This is a genomic window from Rhodococcus sp. IEGM 1406 (genome assembly GCF_030056745.1).
In the GTDB taxonomy this organism is placed as follows: domain Bacteria; phylum Actinomycetota; class Actinomycetes; order Mycobacteriales; family Mycobacteriaceae; genus Rhodococcus_F; species Rhodococcus_F erythropolis.
The window spans coordinates 584,526-597,157 of sequence record NZ_JASHKO010000005.1 but is presented as its reverse complement, the minus strand read 5'-3'; the positions used below and the strand labels follow the sequence as shown (position 1 = coordinate 597,157).

The following is a 12,632-nucleotide window of genomic DNA, read 5'->3' as shown; positions in this document are numbered from 1 at the left end:
TCCCATCTTTCATTTGTGACCCGTTCGGGTACGTCCGTTTCATGGGCACTCAGGCGGACAGGCAGATCCCCGTACACGCACGACCGGAAGGCGTCACGGACGACGAGGTGAAGGCAGCAGGGGTGTTGTCGAACGCCCTCGAAACGGTGGAGCGGGCGCGAGGCGCTCTGTACGACTTCCATCAGCTGATCGGACATGCGGATCTGATGCTCGACGAGGTCGTAGAGCTACTGCGAACCAGCGGTAACGACGAGCTGGCCGATCAGGTCGAGAAAGAGTTGATGGGCCGGAACGTGGTCGAAGGGCGCTGGACCTTCCAGCTGGTCGAGGAGTTCGACGAAAACTACTGGTCCTTCTTTCGCGAATGCGAACAGGTGGTGCGTGACAAGCTGGCCGGTGGAGTGCCGCACCTCTTCGAAGCCGAGATGAAGGAGCGACGCCGCACGCACGGTTTACGGCATCACGAGGCCAGGCCTTGAGGTTGCCACCTACTCCGGTGAGTTCGCAGCGGCACTGATCAGTGGTTCAGTTCGACCTTTACGCAACGATTCTCGTTCGGTCGCGGTCATGCCGCCCCAGATACCGTGGGGTTCCCCGGTCTGGATGGCGTGCACGAGGCATCTCTGAACGACAGGACACCTGGCGCACACCAGCTTCGCCGAACTCTCGCGTTTCGCTCGCCTGGAGCCGCGCTCGTTCGTGTCGTCGTAGAACAGGGCGGGGTCGGTGTCGCGGCAGGTGCCGGACAGCTGCCAATCCCACTCGTCGGCAAGGGGCCTGGGAGATGTGTAGGAGCGCATGAACATGGACGTTCCCTTCGCTGCGTGACGAACTCGACTCGGATCGGGGATCCGGGTCGGGTGTTAAGGCAAAGCTCGGTCCCGCCGGCCTGAACCGGCGGGACCTTCGAGGCTCCTCCCTCGAGGGGAAGATTTCGGGGGTACCTCTGGTCGGTCATTACCCAGCCGTACAACCTTCGAATCCCGGTCGTCAGGAATTCTTTTGATCGACGGCACGTCTCTCTGCTGCGGCGACAAGACCACCAGCGATGTCGCGCACCTTGACGTTCCATTCCTGCGACATCTCGACCAGAAGGTCGAAGGCTTGGTCGGCCGAGCACTCGCGCTCGGCCATCAGTAATCCCTTGGCCTGCTCGATCACGGGCCGAGAATCCAAAGCTCTTCTCAGTTCGTCGTTTTCCGCGCGAAGGCGGGTGAGGACGTCTGACGCTGAACTGGACTGCTGAGCCTGGGGTCGTTGAACCTCGTACACACGATGAAGCACTCCGATCACCCTGCCGTCATCATCGGTGACGGCGGAATTGACCGTATTCCAATAGCGCGTGACAAACAGCCCACTACCTCGCTCATCGCGCACGTCGTAACGCTGAGTCGGCAGTGCGTCCCGAGTTCTGGAGTGCATCGTGCGCTCGAATGACGCTGTCAACGAGAAGATTCCGTCGGCAAACGAGTCGTCGGGATTGTCGGGGAAGGCTTCGAACACCTCCACTCCGTGCAACTGATCGAGGCTGCGGCCGGACACGGCAAGGTATTCGTCGTTTGCGCCCTGGATACGGAAATCGCTGTCCACGAGCAGAAGAGAAGAAGTGCTTGCCGCAAATCGATCGCTTCGAACGATCGAGCGGAGAGTGCTCGAACTCATGATTGTGTCGTTTCTGTCCTGTCTTCGACGGCTGCGGCCCCTGATATTTCAGAAGTAATTGATCGCGAGAACTCCAAGGGCGGTGCCTGCCACGATCGATCCGAACAACAAACGCTGCTGCAACACGAACATCTGATACTCGCGACGTGTTTGTGCCGACGTGCCGCGCGAGTCCGCAGACATGCTCTTGCCCTTTCCTGTTGTGGGGATCGCGATTTCGGCCGACCCCCGATCGGCCGAAATCGCGGACGGTGCGTCAGCTCTGACGCGCCTCATTTGCGGCATCCTGCTCGGTGGACGCGCCTTCGTGTACGAGGCTGCCGCCGGAGTTCTCGAGGTGCGCACGAACGAACCACTGGAACTTCTCCAACTGTGCCGTTTGGCCGATCAGCATGTCTTCTGTGATCGGATCGATCTTGCCGACGTTGTCGATTGCAGTGCGGCTGTCGGTGATGACCCCGGTGTAGACGAGGTCGAGCGCAGCCAGATGGGCGCGAGCGTCGTCGCGGCCGACGGAGTAGTCGTCCCAAGTCCGATCGCGCTCGATCGCTCCCGCTGTGCCCTTGGGGGAGTTGCCCAGTGCCGCGATACGTTCCGCCACATCATCGGCGTAGCCGCGAACCAGCTCTACCTGTGGGTCGATCATCTCGTGCACGCCAATGAAGTTGGGTCCGACGACGTTCCAGTGGACGTGCTTGAGCGTCAGATGAAGGTCGTTGTAGGCGCTGAGGCGTTCCTGCAGAATATCGGCGACGGACGAACCGTCTGCGCTGCTCAGTCCCGGTACGGTGAACTCGGACATATGTTTTCCTCTCGTCTTGATGGGGATCGCCCGCGAACGGGGCGGTCTCGCGCCATCGTCAATCGGATCGCGTGTCGGTCAGGTTCAGTGCGCGAGTGCTACTGGCTCCTCTGTCACCGGGTCGCCGTACATCATCGCGATTCGGCGCTTGACCTCTTCGGTTGTCAAAGTCGCGCTTGCAACAGTGATTCCGATGCCGGTGGTGCTCTCGCCCTGTGTGGGCGGGATGTCGATCGTCGTCATCTTGCTCCCGGTGAAGAGTGTGCCGTGAGGGAGTCGGCTGAACCACCGACTCCGACGTCTGAGTGTTCTACACCTTCGAGTGCCGGTTATGGCGCTTTCAAGTGCTACAAAATCTATATCAGCCGATGTAGATAATTGGCAAGGCTACTTCGATTCGACAGCTAATGGAAGCTCGCTGTGCGATCTTGTCGAAATCGGCTTTGATCTGCCATTACATGCCTTCTCGGCTCGACGATTTTTGTCATGAGTGGCCCTGGACACGCTTGAATCTATGTCCTGGGCGTCAGATTCACTGCGTGATGATGCTAAGGTCGGATGACGCCGATTGAGACAGCCGACACCGAACTAGGAGGTTCCAGTGACGTCGGAATCCCAGACCCGGGCGCTGCGCGGCGTATACGGGATCTCAGTGATGTCAGAACTGTCCGGGGTAGGACCTCAGACGCTGCGCCTTTACGAGCGAAGGGGCCTGCTCACACCAACCCGCACGGATGGCGGTACACGCCGGTACAGCGAGGCCGACCTGGATACGCTCGGACGAATCACCGCGCTGATCGACGACGGAGTCAATCTTGTCGGTATCCGTCTGATTCTGTCCCTGGAGGCCGAGAATGCAGTCTTAGCGGCTCGAATCAGCCAGTTGACCGACGAGGGTGACTAGTAGCGTTGCTCCATACGATGCCGTTCAGGATGGAGTTTCGGTACGGGTAGGGTCGCCGAAGTCCGCGTCGGCGGAGATCTTGTTGCCTGCCGCTTCGATCTGTTCGAGCACGGCGTCCAAAGCATCGACCAACCATTGATGCGACGCTTCCGCGAGGAGGCGATCCGGTGTGTCGGTGTTTTCGGATTGGAAGAACCGCACCAGCCACGATTCTCCGTTGTCGGGTCGATCGGAGAGTCCGGCCGCGGTATTGGTCGCCAGAAGATAACGGTTGTATTCGAGATCGACACGAATGGCGTACTCGCCGAACAGGTTCACCACATTGGCCGGCCGATGAGTAGCAGCAGCGAGCGCGATGAGAGCGTCGTTGTAGGTTTCGGAGTACTTCACCGTGAGGGGCATGGTCGGCCTGTCTTTCTGGGCCGATGCAGCATTGCACGGCTATGTTGAGGAGATCAGTTCGCAGCCGCTGCTTGACGATGAACTGAAACCAATCCTAGCTCGAGTCTCCGCTCACCCTTGACGCAAGCCCACGGGGTCAGTTGTTGCGTGCAAAGTCAGACTCGCGCTCCGTGACGAACTGATTGTCCGGGCGCGGTTCGGGCGGCGAAAGTGCAGTCAGGAACGACTCGGCCCACTGATGCACATCATGCGTCATGACCTGGCGATGCAGCGCAGCCATACGGCGACGGCCCTCTTTCGGATCCTGATGAACTGCGGTCAGGATTGTATTCTTCACGCCGTCCAAATCGTGCGGGTTGACCAGGTATGACTGTCGTAATTCCATTGCAGCACCGGTGAACTCGCTGAGAACGAGAGCGCCTCCGAGGTCGCCTCGGCAGGCCACGTACTCCTTGGCCACCAGATTCATCCCGTCACGCATCGGCGTCACGAGCATGACGTCGGCAGCGACGAACAGTGCGATCAGTTCTTCGCGGTCGACCGGCTGATACAGGTAGTGAACTACGGGGCGGCCGATCTGACTGTGGTCGCCGTTGATGCGGCCCACCTGTTCCTCGATGACACTGCGAAGGTCGATATAGTGTTGCACGCGTTCACGACTGGGCGTGGCGAGCTGCACCATCGTGTACTTCTCCGGATCCAAGCGGCCCTCGTCGAGGAGTTCCTTGAGGGCTTGCAGTCGCAGGTCGATGCCCTTGGTGTAGTCCAGGCGGTCGACTCCCAGCAGGATTTTTTCGGGATTTCCGAGCTCTTCCTTCAATTCGCGTGCGCGGCGCAGGACCGATTCGCTCTTCGACTGGCGCTCCAGCTCGGCCGAATCGACGGAGATGGGAAATGCCCCCACCTTGACGACGCGAGAGTCGAAATCCACATGCCCGAGCGCACTTCGAACACCGACGCCCGCGGTCGTTGTCTTGAGTCCGAGTAGTTTTCGGGCCAAAAACAGGAAATTGTTTGCGCCACCAGGCAAGTGGAAGCCGATCAGATCGGCGCCCAGCATTCCCTTGACGATCTCCTTGCGCCACGGAAGCTGCATGAAGAGCTCGACCGGAGGAAACGGAATGTGAAGGAAGAACCCGATCGTCAGGTCCGGGCGCAGTTCGCGCAGCATTGCCGGCACGAGTTGCAATTGATAGTCCTGCACCCAGACGGTGGCTCCGTCCGCGGCGCAACGGGCGGTTTCCTCGGCGAACCGCTGGTTGACCGCGACGTACGTGTGCCACCACGACCGTTCGAACGTCGGTGCCACCAGGACGTCGTGGTAGAGCGGCCACAGCGTGTCGTTGGAGAACCCCTCGTAGTACTCGGCGAGGTCCTGAGAGGTCAGCTCGACGGGAAACAGACGAAGGCCGTCAACCACTATGGGATCTACCTTCTCGTCCGCGACGCCCGGCCAGCCGACCCAAGCGCCGTCTCGCTGTCGCAGGATGGGTTCGAGAGCAGTGACGAGTCCACCCGGACTTCGCTTCCAGTTCTTGCCACCGTCCTCGTCGGTTTCGAGATCGACGGGTAGTCGGTTTGCGACGACGACGAATTCGGAGAGCTTTTCGAGATCGGTACTCACGCCGACATCGGCTCCGCCAGGGTCTCGTCCAGCACGGTGGTCGAGGACAGGTATGTGACCGCCTCGGCTGTCGAGTCGGTGAACACGATGTCTGCGTCCATCTTCAGAAGAGACAGCGGGCGCCTGACGGGGTGCGCTGCGACGAGCGTCCAAGGAACGCCGAGCCTTCGTGCCTTGGCCGACAGAGTCTCGATGATGGAAAGACCTCCGACGGAGATGAACTGGACGTCCGAGCAGTCGAGTACGAACGGGTGACGCTCACCGATCAGGTCGTCGACGCAGGCAGCGAAATCAGCTCGGGACCGGACGTCGATCTCGCCGCTGACCACGAGTGATTGAATGTTTTCCGCACACGTCGTGGTGAATGTGGGGGGACTGTCCGTACGCTCATCTGTAGTTCTCGAAAACTCGTTCATCGAAACTCCTGACGGATTGCTCGAAACGGTTCGTTCGAACGGTCTGGTTCGAAACGGTTTCGTTCGAAACCGGGAAACGGCACGGGAAGCAACGCACGAACCGTGCTCGTCTTCAACGGCTGGGTACTCAACCGTGCTGAGTGCCTACCTTACCGCATCGCGAAAACCCAGGTGAAAAGCGTTAGATCCGTAAGGATTTCAAGGACCCGTGAGCGTCGGCCCACGGGACCTTGGTCCCGATGACTGAGCTCTTGCGCGATCAGTCGGTGTCGGTTGCCGGGCCGGTACTCGAGGCTCCACCCTCGTCGGCCCACGTACGCTCGCCCGACGGATCGGTCTGAACGTCCTTGTGTGCGGCATCGGCCCCGGTTCCGGGACCGTGGTCGGTGCCGGTGGTCTGCGGCTCGTCCGTCTGATCAGTGCGGTCGGTGGAATTTCGTTCACTCATGGTGGCTGCGTCTCTCTGAAGGTTGGTGTTCATGTACTTGTCGTTTCTTGCTCACCCGCGAGGGGTACTCAATAGGGGTAGTACGTCACGTCGAGTCAGTACGTCACGTCGAGCCATACCGGCAAAGTCAGCTGTCACCGAAGCAGGAGATTTCACGTGAACCATATGACCGTGACGACCGAACACCTGCGTGCACTGCTGGGCAGCGGGCCCCATTCGGAATTGGTAGCGGTTGGGGGTGAGATCGAGATCTACGTCCCCGATGAAGAAGGGTTCGGCCTCGATGGTATCTCGCTTGTCACTCGCGAGCAGTTGGCCGAGCGCCTACCGTCCTCGCCCGACAACCCCGACGAAGGTGAACTACGTATCGCCGCAGAATCGTTGAGCGAGATGATCGCCGAACTCGGCGGCTGAAGTCTGAAGTTCGGGGCAGCTGACTTCAGATCTGCGGGATCGGATCCGGGGGATACGGGTTCGGTGGCGTCGGAGTCGGTGGCACGGGCGGGGGATTCAGCGGATCGGGTGGTGCCGGCGCGGGTGGTGTCGGCGACCCCGGATCGGGGACGGGGCCCGGATCCGGTGGTGGGGGCGTGGTCATGAGTGCCGGGTTCCCAAACACTTGCCGAACAAACACCTAGTGCTCGGAGTGGCTTTTGGTGTTCTCCTCGGCAGGTAGATCATCCACGATGTCGACTACGGCGATGTGGACGCTCTCTGCAGAGACGGGTGGGTCCATGTCACCGAGGATCAGGTGAACGACATCGACGACGGTGAATCGAACCCGGTCCGACAGTTCGGCCAGATCCACTCCGTATGGCGCTGCCAGTTCGATACGTAGTGAACGTATTTCGTGGCCGTCGACGAAGAACTCGATACTGCTCGGCGAGCAGTGGTGTCGAGAACGTATCTCGGCGGCCAAATGGGTGCGGAGTACGTGATCGCTCACCGACACCGTGCCTAGACGTGGACCTTCGGACGCGTGTGCGTCGAGCGGCCAACCGGACGCCGAGGTCGACCGTAGCGCCCGGATCACCTTGTCGCTGATTCGATCCCAGCCTGGCTCGGGAGCGTTCCGCAGGACGTCGGATGCGTGCGCCATCAATGCGTCGGTTCGTGATTCAGTCATCGCCACCTCGTCATTCGTTCACTCAGGTTAGCCCGTGCACGATGGTGATGCCCTCGCACTGCATCCGGAGTGAGTCTCAGAATCTTGCCGATTTGAACGAACGTGAGCATCTCCACCTCTCGCAGCGTCCAGGCCGCACGCTGGCGATAAGGCAATTCACCCAACGCTTCTTCCAGTGCCTCCAGGAACGCGGCGTTCGAGGTCGTGTCGAACGGGCCGGCCTCGGGAGACGGCACGAGAGGATCCAGCAGCTTGTCGTCGATCGGTTGCGCTCTCTTGATTCGATAGCTGTCCACGATCTTTCGGGAACAGATCGCGAAAAGCCATGTTCGCATCGACGATTCGCCACGAAATGAATCGAGTCGGCGCCACGCGGCCACGAAGGTGTCCTGGACTACCTCGAGAATGTCGCCTTCATCTGCGAGCATTCGACGCGCATAGCGGTGAAGTGCAGGTCCGTAGTAGTGCACCAGTGACTCGAATGCTTCTCGGTCGCCGAGTATCGCAGCGTCCACCGTTGCGGTGTCCAAGCCGTCAGGTGCTTCGGTGAGCCCCTGTGTGTGCGGTAACGCCACAGTCGCTCCTCTCGCGGAAATGCGGAAAACTCGGCTGCGTTCGAAGATTGTTCGCCCGGCCGGGGCGTTGAATGTTACGGACAGTAACTAACAAGTGTCAGTGATGCACGTCACCTGACTGGGGCATTCGGTTTTGCCTTCGAGTGACGACTACACAGGTAGATCGATCAACAGGAGGAGATGACAATGGTCAGCACACAGGTTGCGACAGCATCTACGAAGGATGTTGCATCATCGAACGACTCGGCTCTCGTGAGCTCTCAAGGAAAGACGTCGATCGCCGACACCGTTGTCTCGAAGATTGCCGGCATCGCCACGCGAGAGGTGAGCGGTGTGTACGACGTCGGCGGCGGAGCGTCCCGGGTTGTCGGGGCACTGCGCGAGCGGATCCCCGGCGCGAGTGTCAACCACTCCCAGGGAGTATCGGTCGAGGTCGGCGAAAAGCAGGCAGCGGTCGACATCGACATCGTGGCCGAGTACGGCGTATCGCTCGCCGATCTGGCCACCGGCATTCGCCGCAACGTCATTGCGGCGCTCGAACGGATGACGGGTCTCGAAGTGACCGAGGTGAACATCACAGTTCACGACGTCCACCTCGACGAGGGCAGCGACGACGAAACCGGCGAGCCCAAGACTGCACGGGTGCAGTGAGTTCCGAAATCGCTGACACCATCGCGGCGGCTGTGACGGGGGTACCTGGGGTCGCCTCGCTTCATGCCGGAATGTTCGGCGAGGTTGGCACGTACCTCCCCGGTCGCCGCGTCGTCGGCGTGCGGGTGACGGAGTCGTCGACAGACATCCATGTGTGCATCTTCGCCGACGCCGCCGTTCGAGACACGGCTTTACGTATCCGCCAAGCGGTTTCAGGACTCGTTACAGGCCCCGTGAACGTGACAGTGGAAGACGTAGTCGGTCGTGGACGCGATGCCTGAGCACTCTCGGGGTTCAGTTCCCGATCGACGATCCGCACGCCGAGAGGCGATCAGGAACTACCACCCCGACGTGGGCGGATCTGCCGACGCGCTCAATCGAGCACTCGAACGCGTCGACCGGGACTTCGCATCCCCGATCGGTGTGGTTGTGCGCACGTCGCTGCGCGGCACGATGCGACAGATAGCCAAACCCGTTCGGGCCCAGTACACGCGGGTGCGCGCTCGGTTTCCGGGTGCAAAGACCTACACCGAGATCTGACAGGCACCATCGAACATCATCCACAACGGAGGATTCACATGACCACCTCGACTGTCGGCCTACTGGCAGGACTACTTCTCGGAGTCGCAGCTGCTGCAGGCGGTTTCACCGGATTCCTCATCGCTCTGGTTCTCGGTGTGATCGGATACCTCGTCGGTGGTCAGCGTGACGGCGAGTTCGATCTCGGTGTGATGCTGAAGGGTCGCGGACGTGGCTGAGACAGCTCGACCGGAGTCGTCTGTGCTTGGTGAGCCGGGCGATCGCGGAACGCTGACGATTCGAGACAGAGTCGCGCAGAAGTTGGTTCTCGAGGCGACGCGCGGAACCCCGGGGGTGCGCCATCACGCCGCCGGCATGGACAAACTGACCGGGCGCGAATTGCCGAGGGCGCGAGTGCTGGTATCCGGCAAGCGGGTACGGGCCAAGGTGGACATCGCGATCGAGTGGCCCGGATCCTTGTCGGTCATCGGTACCGCGGTGCGAGAGAACGTGACAACCCAGTTGCAGTCTGTATCGGGCCTGGACGTAGACGGCGTGGACGTGGCGATCGTGAGCGTTCTCCCGGCATCGACCAAGCGTGACGCGGGAAGGAAAGTGCGATGACCGCCGACAAGGTCGCACCACCCACTGCCTCGAGGGCTGCTGCTCCTGTTCCCCTTGCGGCGCCCGGATCGGCCGTCACGGGATTCCTCATCGCCGCGGCGCTACTCGCGCTCGGCGTGGTCGGCGTCCGCGACGCGCTGGTGGATACCGGCGTGATCACCGGGTCGCAGTGGATACCAAGTGCTGCCGCATATGTGGACGGGCTCGCGTACCAGGGTTGGATGTTGCCGGCGGGGATCGCAGCCGTCGTTCTCGGCCTGTGGTTCGTCATCCTCGGACTCAAACCGCGACGAAAGACTGCCAATGCCTTGGTCGGAGTCGCGAATACATGGATCGATCCCGCCGATGTAGCGGCGATAGCGTCTGTTCGCGTCGAGTCACTGGCCCAGGTTCGATCCGCTTCGTCACACGCGACCCGGCGCAAGCTGGAAGTGAAGGCCTCGGTCACGCCCGATGGAGCCGCGACCGCTGAATCGGAGATCCGTGCGGTGCTGGGGGACTTGGCCGGGTCGCTGTCACCATCGCCGCGAATCAAGGTTCGTATCCAGACGGGATCGATGTCATGACTCGGACGGCGACGGCGATGGATCGCGTGGCGACATGCGTGGTGGGGATGCTCGCGGTAGCGCTGGGAGTTGCAGCGATCCTGTGGAATCTCGACGCGATCAAGGATTTCCCGGCGCGTATCGAGATCCCGTGGGCTGAAGATCTTGTCGATCACTCGTGGTGGCCATGGGCTGTCGGAGCTGGGGGAGTATTGCTAGTCCTCCTCGCGTTGCGGTGGTTGATCGCGCATGTGCCGCTGCGTCGGGTGAAGGAGATCACGGTCCCTGGGTCGAACTCACACAATTCCATCACCGCGGATCTGGGTGCGGTGGCGGAAGGGGCGAGCGCATCACTGGAGGACTTCGACGAAGTGTCGCGTGTCCGAGGAAAAGCGTTGCTCGATCGTGGAGTTCGCACGATCGATTTGCGAGTGACATTGAGACGTAGCGTCGTATCCGGATCGGAAACGTTGTCCGAGTTGATTTCTCGCGTCACTGACACGGGGGATCAAGTCGAGTCGATGGTCGGTGATCCATCCGCCGCGACCAGAACTCACATCGCCGTGGAAAGCGCGAAACGCGATGAGCCGAGAACTCTCTGATCAATCGAGGTTTGAGCCTCCCGGTGACCGGGTATTGGTAGACCTCCCGATCGTGCACAGAGTCATGGATGTTGCTGTGGCACTGTGTGTCACGGTGCTCCTTGCGACCGTCACTTCGATGGCGATCGCGATCGTAGTGACGCTGATCATGTGCGCGTCGGTGAGTGTCGTTTCTCGTATGTGGTGAATCGCCAGTCATTTTGGTTCTGTCGTGAACACCTGATAGAAAGGTAAGCAGACAATGTGGCTGCTACTGAGTGCACGATCCCCCGCGTCGTGCGGCGGAGAGTCTGGTTGTGTGCAAACACAACCCGCGATCACGGTCTAGTTGCGCGGGCCGATCGCTCGGAACTCTCCCTTCACCGGCAGTCACTCATTGCGCCGTCCCTCTTTACTCTAAGGAGTTCAAATGCTTCCTCTCGGTATCATCGCCTGGATCATCATCGGTGGGCTGGCGGGTTGGATCGGCAGTAAGATCATGAAAACCGATGCGCAGCAGGGGATCTTCCTCAACATCGTTGTCGGTGTGATCGGCGGCCTGATCGGTGGTTTCCTGCTTCGAGTCTTCGGCGTCGATGTCGAGGGTGCAGGCTGGATCTTCAGCTTCCTCACTTGCCTTCTCGGTGCAGTCATCTTGCTGTTCCTGGTCAAGGCAGTCACCGGAAAGCGCTGACACATTTGTCCACGCAGTTCGAGTTCGACTGAATCCCAAGGCCGAATCCCACGGCCGAACGCACGACCGAATCCACACCGAATTCAAGAAGGAGAAACACATGTCTGACTTCATCGACAAGGCAAAGCACCGCGCTGAGGATCTCATCGGCGAAGCCAAGGAAAAGATCGGAAATGCCACGGGCAATGACGATCTGGCTGCCGAAGGTGTTGCCGATCAGGGCGAGGCAAAGGTCAAGAAGGCCGGCGACACTGTCAGTGACAAGGTCTCGGATATCAAGGACAAGTTCACAAGCTGAATGAGTTTCGGCGCGGTTGACCGGCATGTCCGGTCAACCGCGCTTTTGTGTGTCTCCTCGGCCGTCGCGGCTACCGCGATACGCTAGCTTCCGCGTTTCCGCGAGCCACTCCGGAAGCATGCGCATGTGTGCCGGCCTGTTCAGGATCGGATCGAAGGACGGCTGGAGGCAATCCGGGTGGTCCTCGACTTCGTCGAGACAGAGATGTCCGATCGGTATCAACTGAAGTTGAATTCTCGCGAGGTACACGGAGAAGTGCAGCGGGGAATGATCGACCGCAGCTTTTAATGCAGACAAAGAAGTGCCGGCCGGGTGGACGCCGCGCGGTGTCACGATCAGCCACGCCGCGGCCCCGCCCGCGCGTGAGTAAGGAACCAGTGTGCTGTATCTCGCGCCGTTCCACGAGAAAGCCGGAGCTGGAAACATTTTCGAGAAGGTAGAAAGTCCTGATGTTGCGAGAAGAATGTCCCACGGGTTTTCATCTGCGCCGACATCGTGCAACCGAAGCGCCAGGCCAAGTATGTCGGGTAGGTCTCCCGGAATTCCGAGTGCTTTCGACATTCGAGCGGTGACGGTAATCGTCGACGACTCCGTTACCGGCCACCACGGGGTGGCCGGCTTCAATGTTCCCTTCAGTTCGATCCCGTGCGGGTGAAAAACCCTGGCCATGCGCAGCGATGATGCGAAGTGGAACGGTGCGCCGACCAGCTTTCCGATCGCGCTCTTGCCGGCGGGGATGATCGAATTGAGCGTCACAGCTT

General features: G+C 60.5%; 24 protein-coding genes. 12 read left to right on the top strand and 12 right to left on the bottom strand.

Annotated features, from left to right (window positions below; all coding sequences use genetic code 11):
- The first annotated feature begins 41 nt into the window (after positions 1–41).
- The gene (locus tag QM596_RS24830) at positions 42–479 is read left to right on the top strand and encodes a hypothetical protein (protein WP_029254688.1); all 438 of its coding nucleotides are present in this window, start codon (positions 42–44) and stop codon (positions 477–479) included.
- A 9-nt stretch (positions 480–488) separates the two neighbouring features.
- On the opposite strand, the gene QM596_RS24825 is transcribed toward QM596_RS24830, so the two are convergent.
- From QM596_RS24825 to QM596_RS24805, 5 genes are all read right to left on the bottom strand, one after another.
- On the bottom strand, positions 489–800 hold the full coding sequence (locus tag QM596_RS24825) for a WhiB family transcriptional regulator (RefSeq protein ID WP_037120154.1): 312 nt from the start codon (positions 798–800) through the stop codon (positions 489–491).
- 190 nt (positions 801–990) lie between these two features.
- Positions 991–1,662 (bottom strand): ANTAR domain-containing protein, encoded by a 672-nt coding sequence (locus QM596_RS24820; RefSeq protein ID WP_020968724.1) that lies wholly within the window; start codon positions 1,660–1,662, stop codon positions 991–993.
- A gap of 48 nt (positions 1,663–1,710) precedes the next feature.
- Positions 1,711–1,938, bottom strand: a complete 228-nt coding sequence (locus tag QM596_RS24815; RefSeq protein WP_279217751.1) for a hypothetical protein — start codon at positions 1,936–1,938, stop codon at positions 1,711–1,713.
- Positions 1,919–2,464 (bottom strand): Dps family protein, encoded by a 546-nt coding sequence (locus QM596_RS24810; protein ID WP_030535923.1) that lies wholly within the window; start codon positions 2,462–2,464, stop codon positions 1,919–1,921. The genes QM596_RS24815 and QM596_RS24810 overlap by 20 nt, the downstream gene beginning before the upstream one ends.
- Positions 2,465–2,548: 84 nt before the next feature.
- Positions 2,549–2,707 (bottom strand): hypothetical protein, encoded by a 159-nt coding sequence (locus QM596_RS24805; RefSeq protein WP_003943664.1) that lies wholly within the window; start codon positions 2,705–2,707, stop codon positions 2,549–2,551.
- Positions 2,708–3,065: 358 nt separating this feature from the next.
- Between QM596_RS24805 and QM596_RS24800 the strand changes: the two genes are divergently transcribed.
- On the top strand, positions 3,066–3,368 hold the full coding sequence (locus tag QM596_RS24800) for a MerR family transcriptional regulator (protein WP_084325759.1): 303 nt from the start codon (positions 3,066–3,068) through the stop codon (positions 3,366–3,368).
- Positions 3,369–3,392: 24 nt separating this feature from the next.
- Here QM596_RS24800 and QM596_RS24795 read toward each other — a convergent pair whose 3' ends face one another.
- The 4 genes from QM596_RS24795 to QM596_RS24780 all read right to left on the bottom strand — a co-directional run bounded on the left by QM596_RS24795 (position 3,393) and on the right by QM596_RS24780 (position 6,258).
- Positions 3,393–3,770 (bottom strand): hypothetical protein, encoded by a 378-nt coding sequence (locus QM596_RS24795; protein WP_084325758.1) that lies wholly within the window; start codon positions 3,768–3,770, stop codon positions 3,393–3,395.
- A gap of 136 nt (positions 3,771–3,906) precedes the next feature.
- On the bottom strand, positions 3,907–5,394 hold the full coding sequence (locus QM596_RS24790) for an alpha,alpha-trehalose-phosphate synthase (UDP-forming) (RefSeq protein ID WP_019747461.1): 1,488 nt from the start codon (positions 5,392–5,394) through the stop codon (positions 3,907–3,909).
- Positions 5,391–5,810 carry an STAS domain-containing protein gene (locus QM596_RS24785; protein ID WP_019747460.1) on the bottom strand — a complete coding sequence of 140 codons (420 nt, stop codon included), beginning with the start codon at positions 5,808–5,810 and terminating at the stop codon, positions 5,391–5,393. The genes QM596_RS24790 and QM596_RS24785 overlap by 4 nt, the downstream gene beginning before the upstream one ends.
- Positions 5,811–6,069: 259 nt before the next feature.
- The gene (locus QM596_RS24780) at positions 6,070–6,258 is read right to left on the bottom strand and encodes a PI-type proteinase (protein ID WP_228117918.1); all 189 of its coding nucleotides are present in this window, start codon (positions 6,256–6,258) and stop codon (positions 6,070–6,072) included.
- 165 nt (positions 6,259–6,423) lie between these two features.
- Between QM596_RS24780 and QM596_RS24775 the strand changes: the two genes are divergently transcribed.
- Complete coding sequence (locus QM596_RS24775; RefSeq protein ID WP_019747457.1) at positions 6,424–6,672, top strand: hypothetical protein; 249 nt, start codon at positions 6,424–6,426, stop codon at positions 6,670–6,672.
- 220 nt (positions 6,673–6,892) lie between these two features.
- On the opposite strand, the gene QM596_RS24770 is transcribed toward QM596_RS24775, so the two are convergent.
- Together QM596_RS24770 and QM596_RS24765 are read right to left on the bottom strand one after the other, a co-directional pair.
- Positions 6,893–7,384: a hypothetical protein gene (locus tag QM596_RS24770; protein WP_225989303.1), complete on the bottom strand. Its 492-nt coding sequence runs from the start codon at positions 7,382–7,384 to the stop codon at positions 6,893–6,895.
- On the bottom strand, positions 7,381–7,959 hold the full coding sequence (locus QM596_RS24765) for an RNA polymerase sigma factor (protein WP_020968728.1): 579 nt from the start codon (positions 7,957–7,959) through the stop codon (positions 7,381–7,383). The genes QM596_RS24770 and QM596_RS24765 overlap by 4 nt, the downstream gene beginning before the upstream one ends.
- Before the next feature lie 186 nt (positions 7,960–8,145).
- On the opposite strand from QM596_RS24765, the gene QM596_RS24760 reads away from it, so the two are divergent.
- From QM596_RS24760 to QM596_RS24720, 9 genes are all read left to right on the top strand, one after another.
- Complete coding sequence (locus QM596_RS24760) at positions 8,146–8,610, top strand: Asp23/Gls24 family envelope stress response protein (protein WP_003943699.1); 465 nt, start codon at positions 8,146–8,148, stop codon at positions 8,608–8,610.
- Complete coding sequence (locus QM596_RS24755) at positions 8,607–8,891, top strand: Asp23/Gls24 family envelope stress response protein (protein WP_021343181.1); 285 nt, start codon at positions 8,607–8,609, stop codon at positions 8,889–8,891. Before QM596_RS24760 ends, QM596_RS24755 begins: the two co-directional genes overlap by 4 nt.
- A gap of 70 nt (positions 8,892–8,961) precedes the next feature.
- Entirely contained in the window at positions 8,962–9,150 is a 189-nt protein-coding gene (locus tag QM596_RS24750; RefSeq protein WP_223258031.1) for a hypothetical protein, read from the top strand.
- Positions 9,151–9,188: 38 nt separating this feature from the next.
- Entirely contained in the window at positions 9,189–9,368 is a 180-nt protein-coding gene (locus tag QM596_RS24745) for a hypothetical protein (protein ID WP_003943629.1), read from the top strand.
- Positions 9,361–9,753 carry an Asp23/Gls24 family envelope stress response protein gene (locus QM596_RS24740; RefSeq protein WP_019747452.1) on the top strand — a complete coding sequence of 131 codons (393 nt, stop codon included), beginning with the start codon at positions 9,361–9,363 and terminating at the stop codon, positions 9,751–9,753. The genes QM596_RS24745 and QM596_RS24740 overlap by 8 nt, the downstream gene beginning before the upstream one ends.
- Positions 9,750–10,319, top strand: a complete 570-nt coding sequence (locus QM596_RS24735) for a DUF6286 domain-containing protein (RefSeq protein ID WP_020968731.1) — start codon at positions 9,750–9,752, stop codon at positions 10,317–10,319. The genes QM596_RS24740 and QM596_RS24735 overlap by 4 nt, the downstream gene beginning before the upstream one ends.
- Entirely contained in the window at positions 10,316–10,900 is a 585-nt protein-coding gene (locus QM596_RS24730) for a hypothetical protein (RefSeq protein WP_283310182.1), read from the top strand. Before QM596_RS24735 ends, QM596_RS24730 begins: the two co-directional genes overlap by 4 nt.
- 409 nt (positions 10,901–11,309) lie before the next feature.
- Entirely contained in the window at positions 11,310–11,573 is a 264-nt protein-coding gene (locus QM596_RS24725; protein ID WP_003943661.1) for a GlsB/YeaQ/YmgE family stress response membrane protein, read from the top strand.
- A gap of 100 nt (positions 11,574–11,673) precedes the next feature.
- On the top strand, positions 11,674–11,871 hold the full coding sequence (locus QM596_RS24720) for a CsbD family protein (protein WP_019747449.1): 198 nt from the start codon (positions 11,674–11,676) through the stop codon (positions 11,869–11,871).
- A gap of 33 nt (positions 11,872–11,904) precedes the next feature.
- Here QM596_RS24720 and QM596_RS24715 read toward each other — a convergent pair whose 3' ends face one another.
- A complete protein-coding gene (locus tag QM596_RS24715; protein ID WP_019747448.1) occupies positions 11,905–12,627 on the bottom strand; it encodes a hypothetical protein in 723 nt (240 codons plus the stop codon).
- Between the last annotated feature and the right edge of the window lie 5 nt (positions 12,628–12,632).

Coding starts and splice junctions, on each gene's coding strand:
- QM596_RS24830 (WP_029254688.1), top strand. CDS start 42: ATGGGCACTCAGGCGGACAGGCAGATCCCCGTACACGCACGACCGGAA.
- QM596_RS24825 (WP_037120154.1), bottom strand. CDS start 800: ATGCGCTCCTACACATCTCCCAGGCCCCTTGCCGACGAGTGGGATTGG.
- QM596_RS24820 (WP_020968724.1), bottom strand. CDS start 1,662: ATGAGTTCGAGCACTCTCCGCTCGATCGTTCGAAGCGATCGATTTGCG.
- QM596_RS24815 (WP_279217751.1), bottom strand. CDS start 1,938: ATGAGGCGCGTCAGAGCTGACGCACCGTCCGCGATTTCGGCCGATCGG.
- QM596_RS24810 (WP_030535923.1), bottom strand. CDS start 2,464: ATGTCCGAGTTCACCGTACCGGGACTGAGCAGCGCAGACGGTTCGTCC.
- QM596_RS24805 (WP_003943664.1), bottom strand. CDS start 2,707: ATGACGACGATCGACATCCCGCCCACACAGGGCGAGAGCACCACCGGC.
- QM596_RS24795 (WP_084325758.1), bottom strand. CDS start 3,770: ATGCCCCTCACGGTGAAGTACTCCGAAACCTACAACGACGCTCTCATC.
- QM596_RS24785 (WP_019747460.1), bottom strand. CDS start 5,810: ATGAACGAGTTTTCGAGAACTACAGATGAGCGTACGGACAGTCCCCCC.
- QM596_RS24780 (WP_228117918.1), bottom strand. CDS start 6,258: ATGAGTGAACGAAATTCCACCGACCGCACTGATCAGACGGACGAGCCG.
- QM596_RS24775 (WP_019747457.1), top strand. CDS start 6,424: ATGACCGTGACGACCGAACACCTGCGTGCACTGCTGGGCAGCGGGCCC.
- QM596_RS24770 (WP_225989303.1), bottom strand. CDS start 7,384: ATGACTGAATCACGAACCGACGCATTGATGGCGCACGCATCCGACGTC.
- QM596_RS24760 (WP_003943699.1), top strand. CDS start 8,146: ATGGTCAGCACACAGGTTGCGACAGCATCTACGAAGGATGTTGCATCA.
- QM596_RS24745 (WP_003943629.1), top strand. CDS start 9,189: ATGACCACCTCGACTGTCGGCCTACTGGCAGGACTACTTCTCGGAGTC.
- QM596_RS24735 (WP_020968731.1), top strand. CDS start 9,750: ATGACCGCCGACAAGGTCGCACCACCCACTGCCTCGAGGGCTGCTGCT.
- QM596_RS24730 (WP_283310182.1), top strand. CDS start 10,316: ATGACTCGGACGGCGACGGCGATGGATCGCGTGGCGACATGCGTGGTG.
- QM596_RS24725 (WP_003943661.1), top strand. CDS start 11,310: ATGCTTCCTCTCGGTATCATCGCCTGGATCATCATCGGTGGGCTGGCG.
- QM596_RS24720 (WP_019747449.1), top strand. CDS start 11,674: ATGTCTGACTTCATCGACAAGGCAAAGCACCGCGCTGAGGATCTCATC.